Source organism: Clostridium sp. CTA-1, assembly GCF_054768215.1.
Genome location: NZ_BAAAAP010000007.1, coordinates 85,306 through 106,308 on the forward strand (window position 1 = coordinate 85,306; position 21,003 = coordinate 106,308).

The following is a 21,003-nucleotide window of genomic DNA, read 5'->3' on the forward strand; positions in this document are numbered from 1 at the left end:
GGGTGACTATATGAGTGAATTTTTTAATGTTACTTTAGCTAAAGATGTAGTTATTGATGATAGTAAAATCTCAAGGATTACAACTTGGAGTAGTGAACAAATCATGGAGCAAATTTTAAACTATACAAATAGTTCACAAAGAGGTGATGGTTCAGGTTTGAAGTATATGGAGATAAATGATGTAGTAAATATAGATGCTGGTGGGACTATAGATAAAGATTATGATCTAGGAGAAAATTCTTTTATAATAACTACACTTTATTTAGATGTAGCTGATGGTAGCAATTTTGAATTTAAGATTTTTGATAAGTCTACAAATGGATTTTTATTATATGACACAAATAGAGTTTCTTATTATACAGACAGTGTATTTGTTCCTTATAAAGATAAGGATGAAAAAGAAAATAAAGAGAACAAACTTCATACACAAATGGTAAATTCAAATCAAAATTCTTCAGTAATTTTAAATATAAAAATTTTAGGTCTAGAGATTAATTCAAATGACTAAATTGAATTTTATAAAGAAAGGATGACTTTTAATGTTAGTAAAAGGAACTTGTGCAAAAAAAGATTTAATGACAAAAATATATAAAGCAATTTTATCTCCAGGTTCAAATTGGACTGAAATTTCAAGCAATAAAATAAATGACTATGTAGTTGGTGGCAATGATGGATGGATTTTTAAAAGTCCTCAAATAGGTTATAAAAAAGAAAATATATTTATGAGGTTGAAAAGTCCAGATTTAAGCAATCCTAAAATATCAGGAAATCATTTATATATATGGTTAAGCGATAATTATATTCCTAGTAATACTACAGGAGAAAATGGAACTTTTACAAAATTAGGAATGAAAAATAGAATTCTATTTACTCCTAGTAATATAGCAAACCATAATCCAGATACACTATACAATTATTATGTAGACATACTTGATTATAGAATATTAATAATAATTGAGCTTCATACTGTTTCAATGGTAACATATCCTAATTTCATATATGTAGGATATCCAGATATAAATACTAATTTAGAGGGAGAGGAATATACTAATCAAATCATTGCTGCTTCTAATTTAGGAGATTGTCCTAGTAATACTCCGAGGGTATATTGGCATAAAGCACCTGGTTCTACAGGCAATGGAAGTCAGTATAATAAATTTGCTAAAACTTTCTGTTCACTTAATCTGTTTAATCCTAATCCTATGGGATTATATTTATTAAATCCAATTTATTTAATGGCAGATAATTTAAATAATAATGTGCCTAATACTGGATTTTTGGGTATTCTTGATGGAATATATGGTTTGCCAAACACTAATATAGTAAATGGGGACATAGTAAAGATAGATAATGATCAGTATAAAATATTTAATATTGGTCAATATCTAATTAATCAAAATAAGGATTATGAGGATCTAGGAGAAGGCAGAGGGATAAACTATTTTAATTCATTACAAGGTGTTTCTTGTATTGCTATAAAGATTTAAGGAGGTAGAAGTTAATGGAAGTATATGATGGTTGCATACAACCTAATTTAATAATAGTATCGGCTGAAAGAGATACTACCTCCAATAACGGTCACATTAATGATTATATAATTTCCAAAAATGGAGTTATATTAAGAAAGAGAAAAGGATCTATTATTAATTATATGATACCCCAAAAAGGTACTATAACAAGATTAAGAAAAGGAATAAATACTAAAGATTTTCATATAGTTCCTTTTAAAAGAATACCGAGAGAAAGAGTTTTAAATAAATATGCTGGCAAAAATATAAAGATATAATTTATACAAATAAATGAGGATTTTATTATTGAACAGGAGGTGACTATATGAGTGAATTTTTTAATGTAACTTTGGGAAAAAACATAGCCTTAGATGATGCAATAATTTCTAATAAAACTGGATGGTCAAGCGAGAAAATACAAAAAGAAATAATGGATAGAAGAGTTATTAAATTTGAGGAGCTTCAAGATGTAGATGTTATAAATAAACAAGACAATCAAGTTGTGGCTTATTCAAAAGATACAGGCAAATTTACAACTATAAATTTGGAAACATTAAGAGAAGCTACAGGACTAAGTATAAAACAAATATGTAGAACAGGTGTAAATGGAACATCAGATAATCCAGAAAGTATAGAGATTCCTATAAAGACTTTAAATTTTAGAGTTTTACCAGTTGATGTACTAAGATATAGTACAGAAAATAAAGATGATATTGTAGAAATAAAAAATGATTTCAAGAATACAGAAGTTACGCAATTTCAAAAAGATAACCAAATTTTATTTGATGATAAAGCACATTTAAAGACAGAGTATGATTCTACATTTAATTTAATCAATGAATTTGATGAAGATGTAGAATATTCAGTTAGATTTAAAAAATCAGATTATAAAAAAGTTGATAAATTTAAAGTATATGAAGATGGAGTAGTACAAAACTTAAAAACAATAGCAGTTCCATATGATAGATTATTAATACCTATAAATAATCTAAATTTAAGTAATGTTAGAAACATTGATTGTTTTAAAATTGAAGCTTTAGGAAATAACTTTAGGATTGTTTGTAGTGTTGATGATGGTACAACATGGAAAACTTTTAAAAATCAATCATGGGAAAATATTGAACTAGAAATAGAATCCATTAAAGAAAAAGGGATACCTATAGAAGTATTTAATTCTATAAATTCACTGTTTTGGAATGAACTAATTACTGCTAATAAAATTAGATTTGCTTATTTATTTTCTATGGATAATATACAAAATATTGAAGAAATAGACAAACTAACTTTGCAATATGATAAAAATGGTAGTTGGATTCAATGCAATTGTAATGAATTTAAAGCTACTTATGTGTCAAATAGTTTGTTAAAAGTAGATTTATATTTTTCAGGAGATGTAAAAATTAATTATGGAACAAATAGTGAATGGAATACCTATGAAGAGCATTGGACAAAAGAAACCTTTAAAGATTTAAACTTATTGGCTAATATTAAGGATATTTTTACTATCAATAAATATTATGCTACTTCAAGCAGCGAGTTTATTATAAAAAATAATATAAAGAGTGTAAATAAAGATATAGATATGAAAAAAGAGAATCAGCTTCATTTAGTGATAACGGATAATGATATTGTAATTTTAGATGTATTTATATCACCTGAAGATAGTCAAAAATATCTATTAGGAATAAGTCCTAATATAAAAGTTTTTGTAAAAGGACAATTTGATGCAAATCTTTATATGATAGTTTCTTAAAATTTTTTAGATATTAGAGAGGAGAAAAAATTATGGCAAAAATTCTTAATTCAGATTATATAAGTGGAGAAGTACAAAGGGTAGTTGAAACACCATTAGGTTATATAATAAATGGTATATATTATGATAAAAAGACAATGACTCCCAAAGCATTGCAGACATTTCCAGCATATGGGTGTAGGTTATGTTTAGGGATGGATAAAAATCTTTTGCTCAATAATAGTTATTTTAATCATTATAAAACAATGAGAAATAGTATAATAAATGATAGATACGATCCAACTATAAGTTATATATTTACTACACATTATAATAATGGTACAAAAACAATTCTAAAAATAAGAGAATATAATGGTAAAGTTGATATTTTAAAGTATCTTAATTTTGGTGCTTTATCAGGTGGCAATCACCATATAATAAATTCTTATGTTGGACAAGATAAAAACTATATATATGTGTTAAGTAGTGGTACTTACTCAACCAGTAATTACAATGATTTTTTATATAAAATGGACAAGGAAACATTGGCTATTGTCACAATAGATACCATTACATCAAATTCTTGGCTAACTCCAATAAAAGAGACTGAAGAATATATATATTATGGACAAACTAATGATAAAGGATCTCATTATATAAAAAGGTATAATAAAATAACAAATAAAGTAGAAAGCTTACCTTTGCCAGTAATGAATGATCAAAAATATTATAGTGTTAGTTATTCTAATTTGTTATCAAATTCTAATTTGGATTTTTATATGTTTTCAGTATTTCAAGATTCTAAATCTCATAAAATGCAAATAGTTAGATATTATTTTGATATGACAAAGAATGATATTAAAGATATTTGTACAATAAAAACTTATAAAATGGGAGATGGGGAACAGCTTATAACACAGCCTATTATTAATGTAGATGGTATGAATACACATTATGAACCATTTATTACTACTATGGATAATAAATCATATTTAAATATCGCAATTTATGAAAAGGTTAGTTCTACTTCGAATAATATATCGTATTATGGAATTTATACTTTTGAAATTGATAAAACAACAAAAGATATTACCTATAAAAGTTTTCTTAACATAAAGGATTATTTTAGAGGCTTCATAGGAGTTAGGAATAATACATTTTTAGTAGGAGCTTCTGATGAAAAATGTTATTTCTTGAATTTTGAAAAAGATAAGTTTGTTATAACAAATGTTTTAAATAATAGACCTCAATATATAGGCGCAGATTTAGCGGAGAATATTTGGATAGTTAATAAATTAGGTGAGGTAGAAATGTATTCTCCATTTGTACCAATACATGTTAATATTGAATACGAATTTGAAAACTATAATTATGAAGGAAAAGATATAGAAACATATATATCTATAGAATCTAAGAACTATTTAAATGAAAATATAGCATCAAAGTTAAAACTTACTATAAAAGGAGAAGCAGTATTCTCAAATAATAGCGATAATATAATAATTGATACCACATTGGAAACAGGCAAAAAACGTATTCCGATTACTATAAAAGGTGATGGCGCTATAACAATAGATGCAGAAATGGCACCTTAAAAATAGGATGAAATTTATATGTTTTTAAACAATACAAATCGTAACTCTGAAAAAGATAATATAAAGATAATACAAATCGATAACACTAGAGTAGTAAAGAATATAGTTCATATGCCTGAGCTTTTGATGTTAACGAACGATGATAATAAAAGAAAAAGAGTAGTATATATATATAATAAAAATTTGTATAATAAAATAATACAAAGCAATAGCACTAGAATAGTAAAGAGTACAGTTCAAATGCCTGCCCCTTTTTTGTTAGATAATGAAGATAGAAAAAGAGAAAGATCAGTATATATATATAATAAAAATTTATATAGTATAAAAAATTTTTTAAATAAAGCAACATGCTATGTTAATAATAATGATAAAGGCATGTCATTTTTTAAAAAATTAAATATAAAGTATGTAGAAGTATCGACTTATGTTCATAAGAATGTTAATGAGGAAGTAGTTATTAAAAATAATAATATCATGATTAAAAACATTAATAATAAAATAGTTGCTAAAGATAATAATATAGTAATTAAAAGTAGTGATATTATGATTAAATATTATGTTCCTTATTCAGGAAATATTTTAAAGTGTAATGAAGAAAAAACAAATGCTGAAGGCAAAATTAAAGATTTCAGAATAGTGGCACAGAAATATTCTTATATAGAATACCATCTCGGATTTGATAAAAATATAATAGAGGATATAAAAGGATTACCACAAGGAATGATATTTGATAAGAAGTGTTTAAAGGGAACACCTATGATATCAGGTGATTATTTAATAAATATTAAGCTAAATAATGGAACTATAGTAAAGGGAATATTGAAAGTACCACGCCTACCAAGACAATTATAAATAAAATAATGGAAAATATTAAAATAGTTTTTAAAATATTTTTATGGATGAAGAAATCTTAACTGAATACAATGTTTGTGCATATAAAGATTTATAAAAAATATTAGGACTGAAAGAAAGAGTTAATAAAAAATTAAATTTGAAGAAAAAACACTCAGTAATGGGTGTTTTTTTTATAAAGATTAAAGGAGTGATTCAAATGGCAGAATTTTTAGGAACAGTTAAATTAGGTACATTTTATCATAGAGGAGAAGAATTACCTTTACCAACTAGACCTTGGCAATCAGGTACTTATCCAAATGCTTTATCGAAAAGAGGTGAAGGAGACACACCTAAATTTTCAGGTAATATAAGTGATTGGACCATAGGTGATACTTCTTCACATGATAATAAAAAATTAAAATGGGTAAAAATTAAAGATGGGGATAAAACATTATTAATTTGTGATAGGATTGTTTTAAATTCTATTAATTGTGATGAATTAAATAGTGGTGGATATGTAGATGGTACGAAGATAACCATTGATGGACAAAAATATCTTTGTAGATTACTTAGTGGTGGTAATGATTGTAGAGATGATAATAGACGTTATTCTGCAGGCGGTACTCCTACTAATAATGAATGGGATAGATTCATATGTAATGAAGATAGTATAAAAGGTATACCTAAACCTAATTCTAATGATTTAGATTGTATAGACGATACCTATAAATCATTAGATGGAGAACATAATAAATTATGGAATTGGTGGGGAAGTTATAACTGGTGTAAAGAAATATATAAGAAAAATTCTAAATACCGTGTTGTTAGAGGTTTCAAATCTGCCCGATATTTCAATGACGATTATGATGGCTTTTATATTGGTAATGGCGTGGGTTGGCGACCAGTTCTTGAAGTTCTCAACTCTGATAACGAAGATTCAGAAGGTAATGACTCAAGAGATTCTAATACCGAAGATAATAACCCTAAAGATACAACCACTAAGAAATTCTTAATAAAACAAAATGATAATTATTATACAATAGATAATGAATATATTGATTTAGGTAAAATAAATACTAAAAATGATTTAAATAATCTACTTGATAAATATGGTTTTCAGGACTTATCCTTAATTACTAGAGAATTTGATGGTAAAAAGGTTCATATGTATAAAGATAAAAATGATATCTGGGAGACAGATTCTGAATTAGATATGAAGAATGTTGAAGACGATATTCAATTGGTCGAAGAAAATAATGAGAAGTATATTAAATATGGATTTACTAAGTGTAATATTCCTGATGAAATAAAGAATATTAATGATGGTAAATTTGAAGTTTTTATGAAGGAATAATAATGAGATATGTAATATATTATTTAAAAAATTATAGGATTGGTATAGAACATTGTGAGGCTAACATCGAAACAAAATATATAAAGGACAGGATAGAATTTATTGTGAGGATTGGAGGAAAAAGAAGTGAAGTATTTGTTCTATAAATATTCTTTAAGATATGATAAACCAACTGAAACTTATATTGGCTTAACAGAACATCTAGCCAGCTATGACAGGTGGGAAATATTTCTAAAATATAAGTTTGAAGAAGAAAACGGGTTTAGATTACTAAATTCAATTGGAGGTTATAATGCAAAGAATTTAAGTGTTTCCGATGTTGTTTATTCAGATAGATTTAACCGTAGCGATATTACGTCAAATTATAAAGAGTTAAAAGATATTGTTTTTATATGTAAAATAGTAATTAGATATAAAGGGGATCCACATAAGTGGGGGTACCCTTGTTGTAATTTTGAAGAATATGCTGTTGCATCAAAAATCATTCCTAATATATTGTTAGAAAAAGTTATAGGTGATGAAAACCAATATCCTAAAGATGGGGCTCACACCGATGGATATTATTATATTAGAAAAAATAAATTAAATAATAAATTTTTAATCAAACAAAACAATGATTATTATTTAATAAAATCTAATTTTTATAACATTGGACAACCTATAGACAATACTCAATTACAAAATTGGTATCATAAATATGGTTTAGATGATATAAATACAATTACTCAAAGTCTGAATAACAAAGAATTTCCTATGAGCAAAAATGAAAATGGAATATGGAAAACTGATTTTGAGTTAGATATAAATGAAGTTAGAGATAATATAGAATTAGTTGACATAGATGAAAACAATAAATCTATTAAATACAATTGTAATGATTATAGAATATTAGATTTATGCGATGATGAGTTTGATATTAGAATGTTGAAAGAAAAATAAATATTATAATAGTTAGATGACCATAATGGGTCTTTTTTTATTGGAAAAATTAAATGAATATAGTAATTATATTTCTATAATTTTTGTAATATAAGATAGGATGTAGAGTAAAAGTATATACAAAAGATGCATTTTATTTAATGGAGGTATAATGTGGAGTTAAAAGTTTGTGAAGAAAAACATAAAAGATTAGAAGAAAAAATTGATGTACATGATATTAGACTTAATAATCATGGAAAAAGAATTGATAAGATAGAACAAAATCAATCAAAGATAGATACTAAAATTGAGAATCTTTGTGATCAATTAAAGCAACTTGTATCTGTTTTAAAATGGTATATAGGATTATCAGTAGGAGCCTTAGTAAGCTTCTTTTTTTATGCAGTTCAGTATGGGATTTTCAAATAGAAAGTGAAGTGAAGTACATTGGAGTTTTTACAAATAAAAAAGATTATAGCATTGGTAACTACTATAGTATTTTGTTATTTAAGTATTAAGGGGAGCTTATCAAGTACAGAATTTCTTTCTGTATTTACTTTAATAATAGGATTTTATTTTGGTCAAAGTTCAGCTAGACAAGCAGTTAAGGAAAGTAAAGAGCAGGAGTAAAGCCTGCTCTTTTTATTATTATTATGAAAAATATTAGCTATAAATTTTCATGAAAATTTTTTATTTTCAATTCAGTTATACAAATGATTATAGAAATTATTATTATTATTTAGTTATAAAATACAATAAAAACACAGGGGGTAATTTTAATATGTTATTTAACTTAAATCCAGGACATACATTAAGTGGTGGAGATGTAGGAACTAGAGGAATAAATGGATTAAAAGAAGAAGTCTTAACAAGACAATTGGTAAATGAAATAGATAAAGAACTAAGAGGTAGAGGCCATAGTACTAGTATATGTAGAGTTGATTATGCATCTACATTACAAGAAAGTTTAAATAAGCAAGTAGCTTTATGTAATTCAGTAAATGCAGATTTTAATATTTGTATACATTTTAATACTACGATAGGTGGATATGGATCAGAAGTATATACTTATAATGGTAAGTATTTAATAGAAGCGGATAGAGTATTAAAAGAATTAAATAAACTAGGCTTTAGAAATAGGGGGATTAAAGATCAGCCTTTAGCATTAACCAAAAGAACTAAAGCTAAAACAATTTATGTAGAGGTATGCTTTATAGACAGTGCAGGAGATATGGCTATACTTAATAAATATGGAATGAATGGAATTGCTAAAGCAATAGTAAATGGAGTGTTAGGCACATCATTAAATGTGTCATCTAAGCCAGTTGAAGAAAATACAAGTACAGGGTGGATAAATTTAGATGGGAAAACAGGTAATATATATACTCCAAGTGGTGTAAATGTTAGAGATGGGAAGTCTACATCAAGTAGAATACTAGGAACTCTTCCCAATGGAGCCAAAGTACAATTATATCGCAAGGAAGGGGAATGGATGCATGTATATTATCCTCCACATGGTGGGTACATATATTCTAAATATATAAGATACTAACTAAATTAGTATCTTATATTAAATTTCTATACTAAATGTTAAAAATAACATTGTTTCAAATAATCTTTTAAGTATTAGTAAAATACGTTATTAATTTAGTGTATAATAGTTATAGTTTAAAATATAGGGGAAGTGATAATATGCTTAGATTTTTAGATGCAGGAGAATCTCATGGAAAGGCATTAACGGCTATAATAGAAGGTATACCATCAAATATTGATATAGATATAGATTTTATAAATAATGAACTAAAAAGAAGACAAACTGGCTATGGTAGAGGGATAAGAATGGCAATAGAAAAGGATAAAGTGGAAATATGGTCTGGCGTTAGAGAGAATAAGACCACAGGAAATCCTATAACTTTAATTATTTATAATAAAGACTATGAAAATTGGAAAGAACTTATAAATAAAAAAGCAGAAGATAAAGATAAAATTTTTGTTCCTAGACCAGGGCATGGAGATTTAGTTGGACACATTAAATATAATACAGGAGATATAAGAAATGTAATAGAGAGAACCTCAGCTAGAGAAACAGCTATTAGAACAGCCGTAGGTGCTATGTGTAAATATATATTGAAATTATTAGGTATAGATATAAGAAGTAAAATCCAAAGTATAGGAGAAATATTTGATGAAAACGTAGATATATATGATAATGATGTATATAGAGAAATAGAAGATAGTCTTCTAAGATGTTACAATAAAAAAGCAGAAAAAAATATGATGGATGAAATAGATAACTGTAAAAAAGAAGGAGACACTATAGGTGGAAGTATATATATATCCGTAAAAGGTATGCCAGTAGGTATAGGAAGTTATACTCAATGGGATAGAAAACTCGATGCCCTATTAAGTTATTCTATTATGTCTGTGCAGGGAATAAAGGCAATAGAGTTTGGGGAAGGTTTAGATTTAAATAAAAGAGGTAGTACATTTAATGATGAAATATATTATGATGAAAATAATATAAAAAGAAAAAGCAATAATGCTGGAGGAATTGAAGCTGGAGTATCTAATGGTGAGGACATAATAATAAAGGCTTATATGAAACCAATACCATCTATAAAAAAACCTATAAAAACTATTAATTTAAAAGAAAAAATCAATGTAGAAAATAGATATGAAAGATCTGATGTTTGTGGTGTTGTTCCAGCTTCTATAGTTTTGGAAAATGTATGTGCCTTTGAAATATTAAAAGAGATTTTAAGCACATATCCTTGTGATGATTTCAACACGCTAAAAAAATATATAAGAGAAATGTAAAATTTGGAGGTTCATTTATGAATAAAGAAAGATTATTAATATTAGACAGTAATAGTTTATTAAATAGAGCTTTTTATGCACTTCCTGATCTTATGACTGAAGAGGGAATTCATACTAATGCTATATATGGTTTTGTAAATATGCTTTTAAAAATGAAAGAAGAGATAAAACCAGATTATATAGTAGCAGCTTTTGATAGAAAGGCACCTACCTTTAGACATGAAGAATATAAGGATTATAAAGCAGGTAGAAAAAAAATGCCAGAGGAACTTGCTCAGCAGTTTCCTATAGTAAAGGAACTTTTATCCGCATTGGCTATAAGTATATTTGAAATTGATGGATTTGAAGCAGATGATTTAATAGGAACTTTGTCTGTGTTCGCAGAGAAAAAAGGAATAGAAGTTTACATAGTTACAGGAGATAAAGATGCTCTACAATTGGCTACGGATAATGTAAAAGTAGTTATAACTAAAAAGGGGATTACAGAAAAAGAAATTTATGATAAAAATAGAATGATAGAGGAGTTTGGAGTTACTCCTAAAGAATTTATAGATGTAAAAGGTCTTATGGGAGATAGCTCTGACAATATACCTGGAGTACCTGGAATAGGTGAAAAAACTGCCTTCAAGCTTATAAAGGAATATAAAAGTATAGAAACAGTACTTGAAAATATAGAAAACATAAGAGGAAAGAAATTAAAAGAAAATTTACATGAATATAGAGAACAGGCTATATTTAGTAAGAAATTAGCTACTATTATGTGTAACGTTCCTATTGAAATAAGTTTAGAAGAGATAAAATCAAAGGAAGAATATAATATAAACAAAGTTAGAGAACTGTTTCAAAGATTAGAATTTAAATCTTTAATGAATAAAGTAGGTAAAAGTAATGAGGAAGAAACTGTAGAAGAGGAAATTTCTTATAAAAATATAGTTTCTATAGAAGAATTTAAAGGTTTAAAAGATAATATAATAGAATATAAAGAAAATAAATTATATCTATATTTTGAATTAGAGGATATAGTTTTATTTTCTAAATCTAGAATAAAAATATTATATGTTAGTTTTAAAGATGAAGTTTATAGAATAGACTTTGAAACTTTGCTAAAGAATACTAAAGAAGAATTTATAGAAGTGTGTAAAGAAATATTTGAAAGTAAAGAAATTAAAAAAATTACCTATGATTCCAAGAATCCAAGGACTGTGCTTAGAAAACTAGGAATGGAGTTTAATGGTATAAATTTTGATATAAATTTAGCTGCATATCTAATAGATCCAGTTAGGAAAGAATATGAAATATCTAGTTTAGCTTCAGAATATTTATTTAAAAATATAAATAGAGAAGATGAAGATTTAAAAATAAAAGAAGTTAATATAATGCCTAAATTATACAAAGTATTGGAAGAAAAAATAAAAGATCAAGATATAGAAGAATTGTTATATAAGATAGAACAACCTCTTACAGAAACATTATCAGCTATGGAAACAGAAGGTTTTAAAGTTGATAAAAATATACTTTTACAGCTAGAGAAAAAATTTAAAGGAGAAATAGAAAGCACTAAGTCAGAAATATATTCAATGTCTGAGGAAGAATTTAATATAAATTCTCCTAAACAGTTAGGAAAAATACTCTTTGAAAAATTAGATTTACCCGTTATAAAGAAAACTAAGACAGGATATTCTACTAATGCAGAAGTACTGGATAAATTAAGAGATAAGCATCCAATAATAGATAAGATAACTTATTATAGACAGTTAACAAAAATATATTCTACTTATATAGAAGGATTAAAAGCTGCTATAGATGAAGATGGGAAAATACATTCAAACTTTAATCAGACTGTTACAGCTACAGGAAGATTATCTAGTACAGAGCCTAATCTTCAAAATATACCTATAAAATATGAAATGGGAAGAGAAATAAGAAAGGTGTTTATTCCAAATACAGAGGATTCTGTAATACTTTCAGCGGATTATTCACAAATAGAATTAAGAGTATTGGCACATATATCTAATGATAAAAATATGATAAGTGCTTTTAATGAACATGATGATATTCATACTAAAACTGCATCAGAAGTGTTTAAAGTTCCAATAGATGAAGTAACCCCTCTTATGAGGAGTAATGCTAAAGCTGTTAATTTTGGTATAGTTTATGGTATAGGAGATTTTAGTCTATCTCAAGATTTAAATATAACTAGAAAAGAGGCAAAGCAGTATATAGATGCTTATTTGGAGAGATATCCTAATGTAAAAATTTATTTAGAAAATATAGTAGAAGAGGCTATCCAAAAGGGGTATGTAACTACAATATTAAATAGAAGAAGATATATAAAAGAGGTTAAATCTTCAAATAAAATAGTTAAAGCTGCAGGGGAAAGATTAGCTATGAACAGTCCAATACAAGGAAGTGCGGCAGATATAATAAAATTAGCTATGGTAAATGTTCATAGAAAATTAAAAGAAGATAATTTTAAAAGTAGTATAATATTGCAAGTACATGATGAATTAATATTAAATGTTTATAAAGATGAACTAGAAAAAATCAAAGCCTTAGTAAAAAGAGAAATGGAGCAGGTTTTAGAATTAAAGGTTGGGTTAGATGTGGATATAAATATAGGTAATAATTGGTATGAAGCAAAGTAAGGGGTTGTTTTATGTATTGTTTACAAGGTATTTTTAAAGTTGGCCTTACAGGAGGTATAGGTTCTGGTAAAAGTACTATATCAGAAATGATAAGAGAAAAAAATGTACCAGTAATAGATGAAGATAAAATAAGCCGAGAGGTATTAAGATTATATCCAGAAATCTTAATAGAGGTAAAAGAAGTTTTCGGTAAAGAATTTTTAGATGATAATGGTGATTTAAAAAGAAGAGAATTTGGTAGTTATATATTCAGAAATAAAAATAAAAGAATAGAATATGAAAATATAATAATGCCTTATATAATAAAAGAAACTTTTAGAAGAGTAAAAGAACTAGAAGAAAATAAAGAACAAATTTGTGTTTTAGATGCTCCTACACTAATAGAACAGGGGTTATATAAATATATGGATATAAATATATTAGTTTGGGTGGATAAAAATACACAAATAAATAGGGTTGTAAAAAGAGATAGATTAACTACAGGGGAAGTTATAAACAGAATAAATGCTCAAATGTCTATGGAAGAAAAGAAGAAGTTTGTAGATTATATAATAGATAATTCTAAAGATATAGAAAATACAAAGGGAGAACTAGATAAGATTTTTATGGAAGTAATGATTAAAGCAAAGCAGAAAGGGGGAGTGCTCTAATATTAGGGCAAAAAAAAGTGAAGTTTTTAAGAAGACTTTTGATTTTAATATTAACAATTATTTTATTAATAAATATAACAACTATAGCAAAATATATTTTCCCTATGAAATATAGAGATTATATAGATATGTATGCTAATGAACATAAATTAGATCCTTACTTTGTAGCAGCAGTTATAAAAACTGAAAGTAATTTTAAAAAAGATGCTACCTCTAAAAAAAATGCACAGGGACTTATGCAAATAACTCCAGAGACAGGAAAATGGGTAGCGGAAAAAATGGGAATGAAAGATTTTGATATTAATGATTTAAAAGATCCAGAAACTAATATAAAAATGGGATGTTGGTATTTAAATAATTTAAAAGAAGAATTCGATGGTAATATGGATCTTGTATTAGCTGCATATAATGGAGGTAGAGGAAATGTTCAGAAGTGGTTAAAGGACTCAGAGCATTCAAAAGACGGTGAAAGTCTTCATTATATACCTTTTAAGGAAACAGACAAATATGTAAAAAAGGTAAGGGCTATATATAATATATATAGATTTTTATATAAAAGCTAAGTAATAATAATTTAATAAGTTCATTGACAATAATATAAAAATATTATAATATAACTATAAATTATTTGTTACATTAAAATTTATGTACCAAAATTTAGCAGGTGTGCTGGAATAGGCAGACAGGCACGTTTGAGGGGCGTGTGTTCAAGGACGTATGGGTTCAAGTCCCATCACCTGCACCATGTGCTTAAAATTTATTAACTTTGAAGAATTATTATTTAAAGCTAATAAAGATACCTATATTTTGTAATAAATTTACAATATAAAAAACATTTTATATTATGTTTAAATAATATAAAAAAACTATTGAAAAATTATAGATTAGTGTTTATAATAAATATAGAAAATAAATTAATAAAGATTACAAATTCTGAGATATACGCTAGGCTCTATATTTTGAACCTACATCACAAGTACGGGAGTTCAATATTTAGATATGGATATGAACCTTATTATGAGACCTATAATTGGCATTAGGGAGATAGAAACATCTGTGAGAACACCCACCTATCGGAAGATAGGTGTCAAAATTGGAGCTACGGTATTTTGGATACTACAATAAGAGATAAAGAGAAGTATTTATACTTCTCTTTTTTTATATTATATAGAAATATATACTATAAGGTTATGGAAATATCTTATCTAGAACTTTATTTATTAAAAAAAATATATATGATATAATTATATAAATCATATAAAAGTTAATTTATTAAGAAAAGATTGTGGGAGGAGTTTTTATGCCTAATAAATTTTTAATTATAGATAATAGCATACTTCCGGATATTTTTGAAAAGGTTGTGAAGGTAAAAGAGCTTTTAGCTAATGGAAAAGTAAAAGATATAACAGAAGGTGTAAAAACAGTAGGAATTAGTAGAAGTACTTATTATAAATATAAAGACTTTGTATTTTCTGTATCTGAAGGTGTGAAAAGTCAAAAGGCAACTATAGGATTATTACTAGGACATGAAAGAGGAACTCTTTCTAAAATATTGGATAGAATAGCAGAGTATCAGGGGAATATACTTACCATAAATCAAGATATACCTATAAACAACACTGCAAATGTAAGCATTACCTTTGATATATCACAAATGAGTATAGGACTAAAAGAATTAGTTGAAGAAATAAAAAATACTAAAAATGTAATAAAAGTAGATTTGATAGCTATGGAATAATAAAAAACTTCATCTTTTTAGTAGATGAAGTTTTTTATTTACTACAGGGTGAATATAATTAAATTATAAGGTCCCCTACAATAACTGTTATAGCGGAACCAGATAAAATTATGTTTTCACCTTCTAATTTAATTTTAAATTTGCTGTTTCCTTTTATATAAGTTTTTTGTTCTTTTAGGCTTTCTAAATAATCTATAGTTAAATCTTCTTCTATTTTTAAAGCTTTAGAAAAGTTATGTAATAAACATAATTTTTTTTCAAGAGTTAAAGGAATTTTTATTTCTATAAAGTCAGTATTTAATTTTGTTTCTAAAACATCTTCCCTACAATAAAATTTAATGTGTTCTTTTTCGTCTATAAGACCTTCTTGCCATAAAATATGAGAAGCAGCTAAAATAGATTTTACACATAAGCACAATTCACCTTTAGGTGAAAAGATATTTGTTTTATATCCATCAGTTTCCTTACATAAAAAAATGGTTTCTGATAGGTTAAGTTCTAGTGCTACATTTTCCATGTAATCCTTTTCTACGGGCTCGTTTAATAAACATACTCCAATAGAATTTCCTAAAAAAACTTTGTTAGTAAAAGTATTTACTTGATAGATATTCATTATTTGTACCCCCAAACCAACATAATACGTATATATTATAACATAGAATAAAAAAATAAAATTAAGTATTTGATGAAATTTTATATTTATTTTTAAATTTATAAATTTTCTAATTTAAATTTCTTATATAACTATGTTAAATGTGAAAAAATTGGAAAAATTAATAAGATGTATTAATAAATAGTTTCCTAAAATTATAAGAATGATAATTTAGAATATAAATTTATATAAAAAGAAAAAATAATTTATATTTATACATTTATATGTAGAAAAAGGGTATATGAGGTATGATTTAATATATAAAGGGCCATTTATCTGATGGGCCTTTATATGTTAAATATATTAAATGAAATGTTACATTTAATATATAAAGGATTTTTTAGTAAATTGTAGAATAACTTTATTAAAGTAAGGGAGGGATATTATGTTAGATATAAAATTAAAATATAAAGATATAGAAATAGTTAATATAGAAAAAGAAAATATAGAAGATATTTTTTATATGATGAAATCTAACGAAAATGAAGTAAATGTAGATTACCATCCCTTAACAAAGGTAGAAGAATTAGAGGACACATTTATAGAATATTATTTAAGTGAATGTGAATTTTTTATTAAAATAATGTATAGATCTTATTTAGTTGGATTGATAAAGGGGAGAGCAGAATTTAAAAATCCAAATGAAATTTGGATCCTATATTTTTTGAAAAATCGATATAAATTAGAAGATAGAGAATGGTATAATATAATTCATAATTTAGAAATATATTTTTTTAAACAATATGGCATAGATGATTTTTATGTAGTTGTTAATAATAACAATTTGAATTTAATAAATATATTTAAGAAAAATGGTTTTTCTATATCACGAATATATGAAAAAAATAAATATGATAATATAAATAATAATGAAATAGTATTAAAAAAGCTAAGGCATGTAAACAGAATTAAATATTACATATGAAAATAATTTGGGATAGAATTTAATAAAATATAGGTTTTGTTTTTAAATTAAAAAGCTGTGAGTTTAGAGTATTATAATATTGTAAACTCACAGCTTTTTTATTTATTTAAATAAATTATTTACCTATAATATTTTATTTGAAATTTTCTTATTAGTTATATTTATGAAAATATAGAATATATATTTATAAAAAGCAATTTAACAATTATGGGAGGGATGAGAAAATGAGATACACACGATATGATATTAGAAAGAGAAATAAGTCTAATTTTACATTTTTTTTAATAATAACATTAGTTTTAGTTTTAGCTTTTATATTAGGGACTGTGATATTTAATCTTGTATCCCCTAGTAATATAAAAAAGGGCAATACTATTACAAAAGACAATACTAATATAGTTAGAAGTAAAGATAACAAAAGCAATAGTTCAAACTACATAATTATACAAAGAGGAATATATGCAAAAAAAGAGAATGTTTCTGGAGTTTTAAATAGTTTAAAACCTTATGGTAATATATTTACTATAGAAGATAATGGTAAAACTAGAGTTTTTCTGGGGATATATGAAGAAGATGAAGGTATAAAACTGATGAAAAAATTAACAGATAATAAAATAGATAATTCTAAAATGACATTTGTAATAAATAAAAAAGATTTATGTGATGCAGAGATATCAGAAATTATTACTGCTTATATTAAAATAGTAAATAAATTATCAGAAAAGGATGTTAAATCAGTAAAGACAGAAGAAATAAAAAAATGGGTATCTTCATTAGATAAAGTTGAAAAGGATAGTTCTAATATAAAAACTTTAAATAATTTAAAAGAACATATAAATAAATTACCAAAGGATTTGACAAAAGATCAGTCCAGTAAAAGTTATATTTTTATTTATAACATTTTAAAAGAAATAAATAATAAATAGCATCTGTTTTTCAGATGCTTATTTTTTGCTTAAAAAATTCTTTAGAGACTTGTTTAAGTTTTTATTAAATGATAAACTATACTAGATATAATTTTAAGGTGGGGTTGTTATGAAAAGTCCAGATAAAAATAAAAGTTTATTAGGAGTTTTTATACTATTAGGGGCTATTTTAGGTAGCATTGCTGGTGAAATATTAGGTTCTAGCTTTACTAAGTTATCCTTTTTAAAAACCGCATATAAAGTAGGAACTGCTTCACCACTGAATTTAGACCTAAAAGTCTTAAATTTAGCTATAGGTTTAAATTTTGATATTAATATTATGACTATAATGGGTATAGTATTGGCAATAATATTATACAGGAAATAATAGGAAGTGATATCAGTGGAAAATATTATATTAGCTTCTGCATCTCAAAGACGACAAGAGCTTTTAAAAAGAATATTGGGGAATTTTCAGATTATAGTAAGTGATTTTGATGAAAGTAGCATACCTTTTAAAAATAACATACCGTCTTATGTAATGAATTTAGCAGAAGGAAAGGCTAGGTCTGTTAGTAAAAAAATAATGGATCAAGATAATAATCTAATAATAGGATGCGATACAATAGTAGCTTTTAACAATAGAATATTAGGTAAACCTAAAGATAAAAAAGATGCATTTGAAATGCTACAGGCTTTAAGTGGAAATGAGCATGAAGTTTATTCTGGATTAGCCATATTAGATGTTAAATCTAATAAAATAATAAAGGATTTTGTTTGTACTAAAGTTAAATTTTCAAAACTAACTTCAAGTCAAATAGAAAAATATATAAATACAGGAGATCCTATGGATAAAGCAGGTGCATATGGCATTCAAGGAAAAGCAGGAGTTTTTGTTGAAAACATAAATGGATGCTATTATAATGTTGTAGGGTTACCTTTAAATAAATTAAATTCTATGTTAATGGAGATGGGGGTAAATCTTTAAGAGGAGTTGTATAAATGGACAATAACTTTAAAATAAAGGATTTACCTAAAAATGAAAGACCACAGGAAAGACTTATAAGATATGGACCAGAAACTCTTTCAAATTCAGAACTTTTAGCTGTTATTTTAAGGACTGGTACTAAGAATCAAAATATAATGATGCTTGCAAATAGTTTGATTAAAGAAACTGGTGGCTTAGATCAGCTTTTTAATCAATCTATAGAAGAGTTAACTAAAATTAAAGGCATAGGTGTAACAAAGGCAGTTCAAATATTAGCATTATCAGAGCTTTCTAAAAGGTTTAAAACTTATAAATCTGGCAATGAATATAAGATAAATACACCTTTAGATGTATCTAAATTAGTTATGGAAGATATGAAGTATTTAAAACAAGAAAAATTAAAAATATTAATTTTAAATACTAAGAATATAGTTACATACATAAGAGATGTTTTTATAGGAACTCTTAATTCATCTATAGTACATCCAAGAGAAATATTCTGTGAGGCTATAAAGAAAAATGGTGCATCCATAATTATATGTCATAATCATCCATCAGGGGATCCAACCCCTAGTAAAGAAGATATAAATATAACTTTAAGATTAAAAGAATGTGGTAAATTAATAGGAATAGATTTATTAGATCATATAATAATTGGTGAAAATAAGTATGTAAGTATGAAAGAAAAAGGTACAATATAACGAAGGAATAGAGAGGAGTAAAACTTTTATGAGATTGTTTGGTATAACTAAAGATATGGGAATAGATTTAGGTACAGCAAATACACTAGTATATATTAAGGGAAAAGGGGTTGTTTTAAGCGAACCCTCTGTTGTAGCTATAAATAAAGATGTAAATAAGGTTCTTGCAGTAGGTGATGAAGCAAAACAAATGATAGGTAGAACACCAGGAAATATAGTGGCTATTAGACCATTAAAAGATGGAGTAATAGCAGATTTTGACGTTACTCAAATAATGCTTAAAAAATTTATAGAAAAAGTAAGTCCAAAGGGAGGATTCACTAATCCAAGAATAGTAGTCTGTTTCCCATCAGGAGTTACAGAGGTAGAAAAAAGAGCTATTGATGAAGCAACAAAGTCAGCTGGAGCAAGAGAAGTAGTTCTTATGGAAGAGCCAATGGCAGCAGCTATTGGAGCAGGACTTCCAGTTAATGAACCTACAGGAAGTATGATAGTAGACATAGGTGGGGGAACTACAGAAGTTGCTATTATATCATTAGGTGGTATAGTAACAAGCAAATCTTTAAGAGTGGCTGGAGACGAATTAGATCAGTCTATAATAAACTACATAAAGAAAGAATATAGCTTGATGATTGGTGAAAGAACAGCTGAAAATATAAAAGTAGAATTAGGTTCGGCTTATGAAACTGATGAAGATAAAACAATGGAAATAAGAGGTAGAGATTTGATTACAGGCTTACCAAAAGTTATAACTATTTCTGAAAAAGAAGTTAGAGAAGCTTTAAGTGAACCAGTTATTTCAATAATAGAAGCTATAAAAACTACATTAGAAAAAACTCCACCGGAACTTGCATCTGATATAATGGACAAAGGAATAATGTTAGCAGGAGGCGGTGCTTTACTTAGAGGATTAGACCAACTTATAAACGAAGAAACTCATATGCCTGTTCACATTGCTGAATCTCCACTTGATTGTGTAGCTGTCGGTGCTGGTAAAGCATTAGATACTATAGATAAAATATTAGATAGCAAAAAATAATA

Annotated in this window: 24 protein-coding genes, 1 tRNA gene and 1 other RNA gene; 25 read left to right on the forward strand and 1 reads right to left on the reverse strand. The window is 26.1% G+C overall.

The genetic code is table 11. The features are described from left to right. The first annotated feature begins 10 nt into the window (after positions 1–10). The 19 genes from ACYUEW_RS07480 to ACYUEW_RS07570 all read left to right on the forward strand — a co-directional run bounded on the left by ACYUEW_RS07480 (position 11) and on the right by ACYUEW_RS07570 (position 15,791). The gene (locus ACYUEW_RS07480) at positions 11–508 is read left to right on the forward strand and encodes a hypothetical protein (RefSeq protein WP_460276528.1); all 498 of its coding nucleotides are present in this window, start codon (positions 11–13) and stop codon (positions 506–508) included. Positions 509–539: 31 nt separating this feature from the next. Continuing rightward, positions 540–1,487: a hypothetical protein gene (locus ACYUEW_RS07485; RefSeq protein ID WP_460276529.1), complete on the forward strand. Its 948-nt coding sequence runs from the start codon at positions 540–542 to the stop codon at positions 1,485–1,487. Between the two features lie 14 nt (positions 1,488–1,501). Continuing rightward, the gene (locus tag ACYUEW_RS07490) at positions 1,502–1,786 is read left to right on the forward strand and encodes a hypothetical protein (RefSeq protein ID WP_043032265.1); all 285 of its coding nucleotides are present in this window, start codon (positions 1,502–1,504) and stop codon (positions 1,784–1,786) included. A 47-nt stretch (positions 1,787–1,833) separates the two neighbouring features. Beyond that, positions 1,834–3,261 carry a hypothetical protein gene (locus ACYUEW_RS07495; protein WP_071236014.1) on the forward strand — a complete coding sequence of 476 codons (1,428 nt, stop codon included), beginning with the start codon at positions 1,834–1,836 and terminating at the stop codon, positions 3,259–3,261. 32 nt (positions 3,262–3,293) lie between these two features. Beyond that, a complete protein-coding gene (locus ACYUEW_RS07500; protein ID WP_460276530.1) occupies positions 3,294–4,835 on the forward strand; it encodes a hypothetical protein in 1,542 nt (513 codons plus the stop codon). A gap of 18 nt (positions 4,836–4,853) precedes the next feature. Next, on the forward strand, positions 4,854–5,687 hold the full coding sequence (locus tag ACYUEW_RS07505) for a hypothetical protein (RefSeq protein WP_460276531.1): 834 nt from the start codon (positions 4,854–4,856) through the stop codon (positions 5,685–5,687). Positions 5,688–5,886: 199 nt separating this feature from the next. After that, complete coding sequence (locus ACYUEW_RS07510; protein WP_460276532.1) at positions 5,887–7,023, forward strand: hypothetical protein; 1,137 nt, start codon at positions 5,887–5,889, stop codon at positions 7,021–7,023. A gap of 2 nt (positions 7,024–7,025) precedes the next feature. Then, positions 7,026–7,169 carry a hypothetical protein gene (locus ACYUEW_RS07515; protein ID WP_162266806.1) on the forward strand — a complete coding sequence of 48 codons (144 nt, stop codon included), beginning with the start codon at positions 7,026–7,028 and terminating at the stop codon, positions 7,167–7,169. Next, the gene (locus ACYUEW_RS07520; protein ID WP_242867260.1) at positions 7,150–7,962 is read left to right on the forward strand and encodes a hypothetical protein; all 813 of its coding nucleotides are present in this window, start codon (positions 7,150–7,152) and stop codon (positions 7,960–7,962) included. Before ACYUEW_RS07515 ends, ACYUEW_RS07520 begins: the two co-directional genes overlap by 20 nt. Positions 7,963–8,115: 153 nt before the next feature. Beyond that, a complete protein-coding gene (locus ACYUEW_RS07525; RefSeq protein WP_043032262.1) occupies positions 8,116–8,370 on the forward strand; it encodes a hemolysin XhlA family protein in 255 nt (84 codons plus the stop codon). A gap of 18 nt (positions 8,371–8,388) precedes the next feature. Next, positions 8,389–8,571, forward strand: a complete 183-nt coding sequence (locus ACYUEW_RS07530) for a hypothetical protein (protein ID WP_043032261.1) — start codon at positions 8,389–8,391, stop codon at positions 8,569–8,571. 151 nt (positions 8,572–8,722) lie between these two features. After that, positions 8,723–9,493: an N-acetylmuramoyl-L-alanine amidase gene (locus tag ACYUEW_RS07535; RefSeq protein ID WP_043032260.1), complete on the forward strand. Its 771-nt coding sequence runs from the start codon at positions 8,723–8,725 to the stop codon at positions 9,491–9,493. 140 nt (positions 9,494–9,633) lie between these two features. Continuing rightward, on the forward strand, positions 9,634–10,758 hold the full coding sequence (aroC, locus tag ACYUEW_RS07540; protein WP_460276533.1) for a chorismate synthase: 1,125 nt from the start codon (positions 9,634–9,636) through the stop codon (positions 10,756–10,758). A 17-nt stretch (positions 10,759–10,775) separates the two neighbouring features. Continuing rightward, positions 10,776–13,403, forward strand: coding sequence for a DNA polymerase I (gene polA, locus ACYUEW_RS07545; RefSeq protein WP_460276534.1), 2,628 nt, complete (start codon positions 10,776–10,778; stop codon positions 13,401–13,403). An 11-nt stretch (positions 13,404–13,414) separates the two neighbouring features. Beyond that, positions 13,415–14,053, forward strand: coding sequence for a dephospho-CoA kinase (gene coaE, locus ACYUEW_RS07550; RefSeq protein ID WP_043032258.1), 639 nt, complete (start codon positions 13,415–13,417; stop codon positions 14,051–14,053). 17 nt (positions 14,054–14,070) lie between these two features. Beyond that, positions 14,071–14,616: a lytic transglycosylase domain-containing protein gene (locus ACYUEW_RS07555; RefSeq protein ID WP_043032257.1), complete on the forward strand. Its 546-nt coding sequence runs from the start codon at positions 14,071–14,073 to the stop codon at positions 14,614–14,616. A gap of 97 nt (positions 14,617–14,713) precedes the next feature. Then, positions 14,714–14,798: transfer RNA gene (locus ACYUEW_RS07560), tRNA-Leu, on the forward strand. A gap of 182 nt (positions 14,799–14,980) precedes the next feature. Beyond that, positions 14,981–15,173: non-coding RNA, 6S RNA (gene ssrS / locus ACYUEW_RS07565), on the forward strand. Positions 15,174–15,353: 180 nt separating this feature from the next. Further along, positions 15,354–15,791, forward strand: coding sequence for an ACT domain-containing protein (locus tag ACYUEW_RS07570; protein WP_003357848.1), 438 nt, complete (start codon positions 15,354–15,356; stop codon positions 15,789–15,791). Positions 15,792–15,849: 58 nt separating this feature from the next. Here ACYUEW_RS07570 and ACYUEW_RS07575 read toward each other — a convergent pair whose 3' ends face one another. Continuing rightward, the gene (locus ACYUEW_RS07575; RefSeq protein ID WP_003483877.1) at positions 15,850–16,404 is read right to left on the reverse strand and encodes a PhzF family phenazine biosynthesis protein; all 555 of its coding nucleotides are present in this window, start codon (positions 16,402–16,404) and stop codon (positions 15,850–15,852) included. 424 nt (positions 16,405–16,828) lie between these two features. Between ACYUEW_RS07575 and ACYUEW_RS07580 the strand changes: the two genes are divergently transcribed. The 6 genes from ACYUEW_RS07580 to ACYUEW_RS07605 all read left to right on the forward strand — a co-directional run bounded on the left by ACYUEW_RS07580 (position 16,829) and on the right by ACYUEW_RS07605 (position 21,001). Continuing rightward, positions 16,829–17,368: a GNAT family N-acetyltransferase gene (locus tag ACYUEW_RS07580; RefSeq protein WP_061327888.1), complete on the forward strand. Its 540-nt coding sequence runs from the start codon at positions 16,829–16,831 to the stop codon at positions 17,366–17,368. Positions 17,369–17,592: 224 nt separating this feature from the next. Next, a complete protein-coding gene (locus ACYUEW_RS07585) occupies positions 17,593–18,294 on the forward strand; it encodes a hypothetical protein (protein WP_043032255.1) in 702 nt (233 codons plus the stop codon). A 109-nt stretch (positions 18,295–18,403) separates the two neighbouring features. Next, positions 18,404–18,661 carry a DUF4321 domain-containing protein gene (locus ACYUEW_RS07590; RefSeq protein ID WP_003483881.1) on the forward strand — a complete coding sequence of 86 codons (258 nt, stop codon included), beginning with the start codon at positions 18,404–18,406 and terminating at the stop codon, positions 18,659–18,661. 15 nt (positions 18,662–18,676) lie between these two features. Beyond that, a complete protein-coding gene (locus ACYUEW_RS07595; RefSeq protein WP_043032254.1) occupies positions 18,677–19,261 on the forward strand; it encodes a Maf-like protein in 585 nt (194 codons plus the stop codon). Positions 19,262–19,275: 14 nt separating this feature from the next. Then, positions 19,276–19,962: a RadC family protein gene (gene radC / locus ACYUEW_RS07600; RefSeq protein ID WP_460276535.1), complete on the forward strand. Its 687-nt coding sequence runs from the start codon at positions 19,276–19,278 to the stop codon at positions 19,960–19,962. A gap of 28 nt (positions 19,963–19,990) precedes the next feature. Further along, positions 19,991–21,001: a rod shape-determining protein gene (locus tag ACYUEW_RS07605; RefSeq protein ID WP_003483886.1), complete on the forward strand. Its 1,011-nt coding sequence runs from the start codon at positions 19,991–19,993 to the stop codon at positions 20,999–21,001. The last annotated feature ends 2 nt before the right edge of the window (positions 21,002–21,003 follow it).

What these genes read in the sequence shown, in the direction of transcription:
- ACYUEW_RS07480 (WP_460276528.1), top strand. Translation starts at nt 11, where the DNA reads ATGAGTGAATTTTTTAATGTTACTTTAGCTAAAGATGTAGTTATTGAT.
- ACYUEW_RS07485 (WP_460276529.1), top strand. Translation starts at nt 540, where the DNA reads ATGTTAGTAAAAGGAACTTGTGCAAAAAAAGATTTAATGACAAAAATA.
- ACYUEW_RS07490 (WP_043032265.1), top strand. Translation starts at nt 1,502, where the DNA reads ATGGAAGTATATGATGGTTGCATACAACCTAATTTAATAATAGTATCG.
- ACYUEW_RS07495 (WP_071236014.1), top strand. Translation starts at nt 1,834, where the DNA reads ATGAGTGAATTTTTTAATGTAACTTTGGGAAAAAACATAGCCTTAGAT.
- ACYUEW_RS07500 (WP_460276530.1), top strand. Translation starts at nt 3,294, where the DNA reads ATGGCAAAAATTCTTAATTCAGATTATATAAGTGGAGAAGTACAAAGG.
- ACYUEW_RS07505 (WP_460276531.1), top strand. Translation starts at nt 4,854, where the DNA reads ATGTTTTTAAACAATACAAATCGTAACTCTGAAAAAGATAATATAAAG.
- ACYUEW_RS07510 (WP_460276532.1), top strand. Translation starts at nt 5,887, where the DNA reads ATGGCAGAATTTTTAGGAACAGTTAAATTAGGTACATTTTATCATAGA.
- ACYUEW_RS07515 (WP_162266806.1), top strand. Translation starts at nt 7,026, where the DNA reads ATGAGATATGTAATATATTATTTAAAAAATTATAGGATTGGTATAGAA.
- ACYUEW_RS07535 (WP_043032260.1), top strand. Translation starts at nt 8,723, where the DNA reads ATGTTATTTAACTTAAATCCAGGACATACATTAAGTGGTGGAGATGTA.
- aroC (WP_460276533.1), top strand. Translation starts at nt 9,634, where the DNA reads ATGCTTAGATTTTTAGATGCAGGAGAATCTCATGGAAAGGCATTAACG.
- polA (WP_460276534.1), top strand. Translation starts at nt 10,776, where the DNA reads ATGAATAAAGAAAGATTATTAATATTAGACAGTAATAGTTTATTAAAT.
- coaE (WP_043032258.1), top strand. Translation starts at nt 13,415, where the DNA reads ATGTATTGTTTACAAGGTATTTTTAAAGTTGGCCTTACAGGAGGTATA.
- ACYUEW_RS07570 (WP_003357848.1), top strand. Translation starts at nt 15,354, where the DNA reads ATGCCTAATAAATTTTTAATTATAGATAATAGCATACTTCCGGATATT.
- ACYUEW_RS07575 (WP_003483877.1), bottom strand. Translation starts at nt 16,404, where the DNA reads ATGAATATCTATCAAGTAAATACTTTTACTAACAAAGTTTTTTTAGGA.
- ACYUEW_RS07580 (WP_061327888.1), top strand. Translation starts at nt 16,829, where the DNA reads ATGTTAGATATAAAATTAAAATATAAAGATATAGAAATAGTTAATATA.
- ACYUEW_RS07585 (WP_043032255.1), top strand. Translation starts at nt 17,593, where the DNA reads ATGAGATACACACGATATGATATTAGAAAGAGAAATAAGTCTAATTTT.
- ACYUEW_RS07590 (WP_003483881.1), top strand. Translation starts at nt 18,404, where the DNA reads ATGAAAAGTCCAGATAAAAATAAAAGTTTATTAGGAGTTTTTATACTA.
- radC (WP_460276535.1), top strand. Translation starts at nt 19,276, where the DNA reads ATGGACAATAACTTTAAAATAAAGGATTTACCTAAAAATGAAAGACCA.
- ACYUEW_RS07605 (WP_003483886.1), top strand. Translation starts at nt 19,991, where the DNA reads ATGAGATTGTTTGGTATAACTAAAGATATGGGAATAGATTTAGGTACA.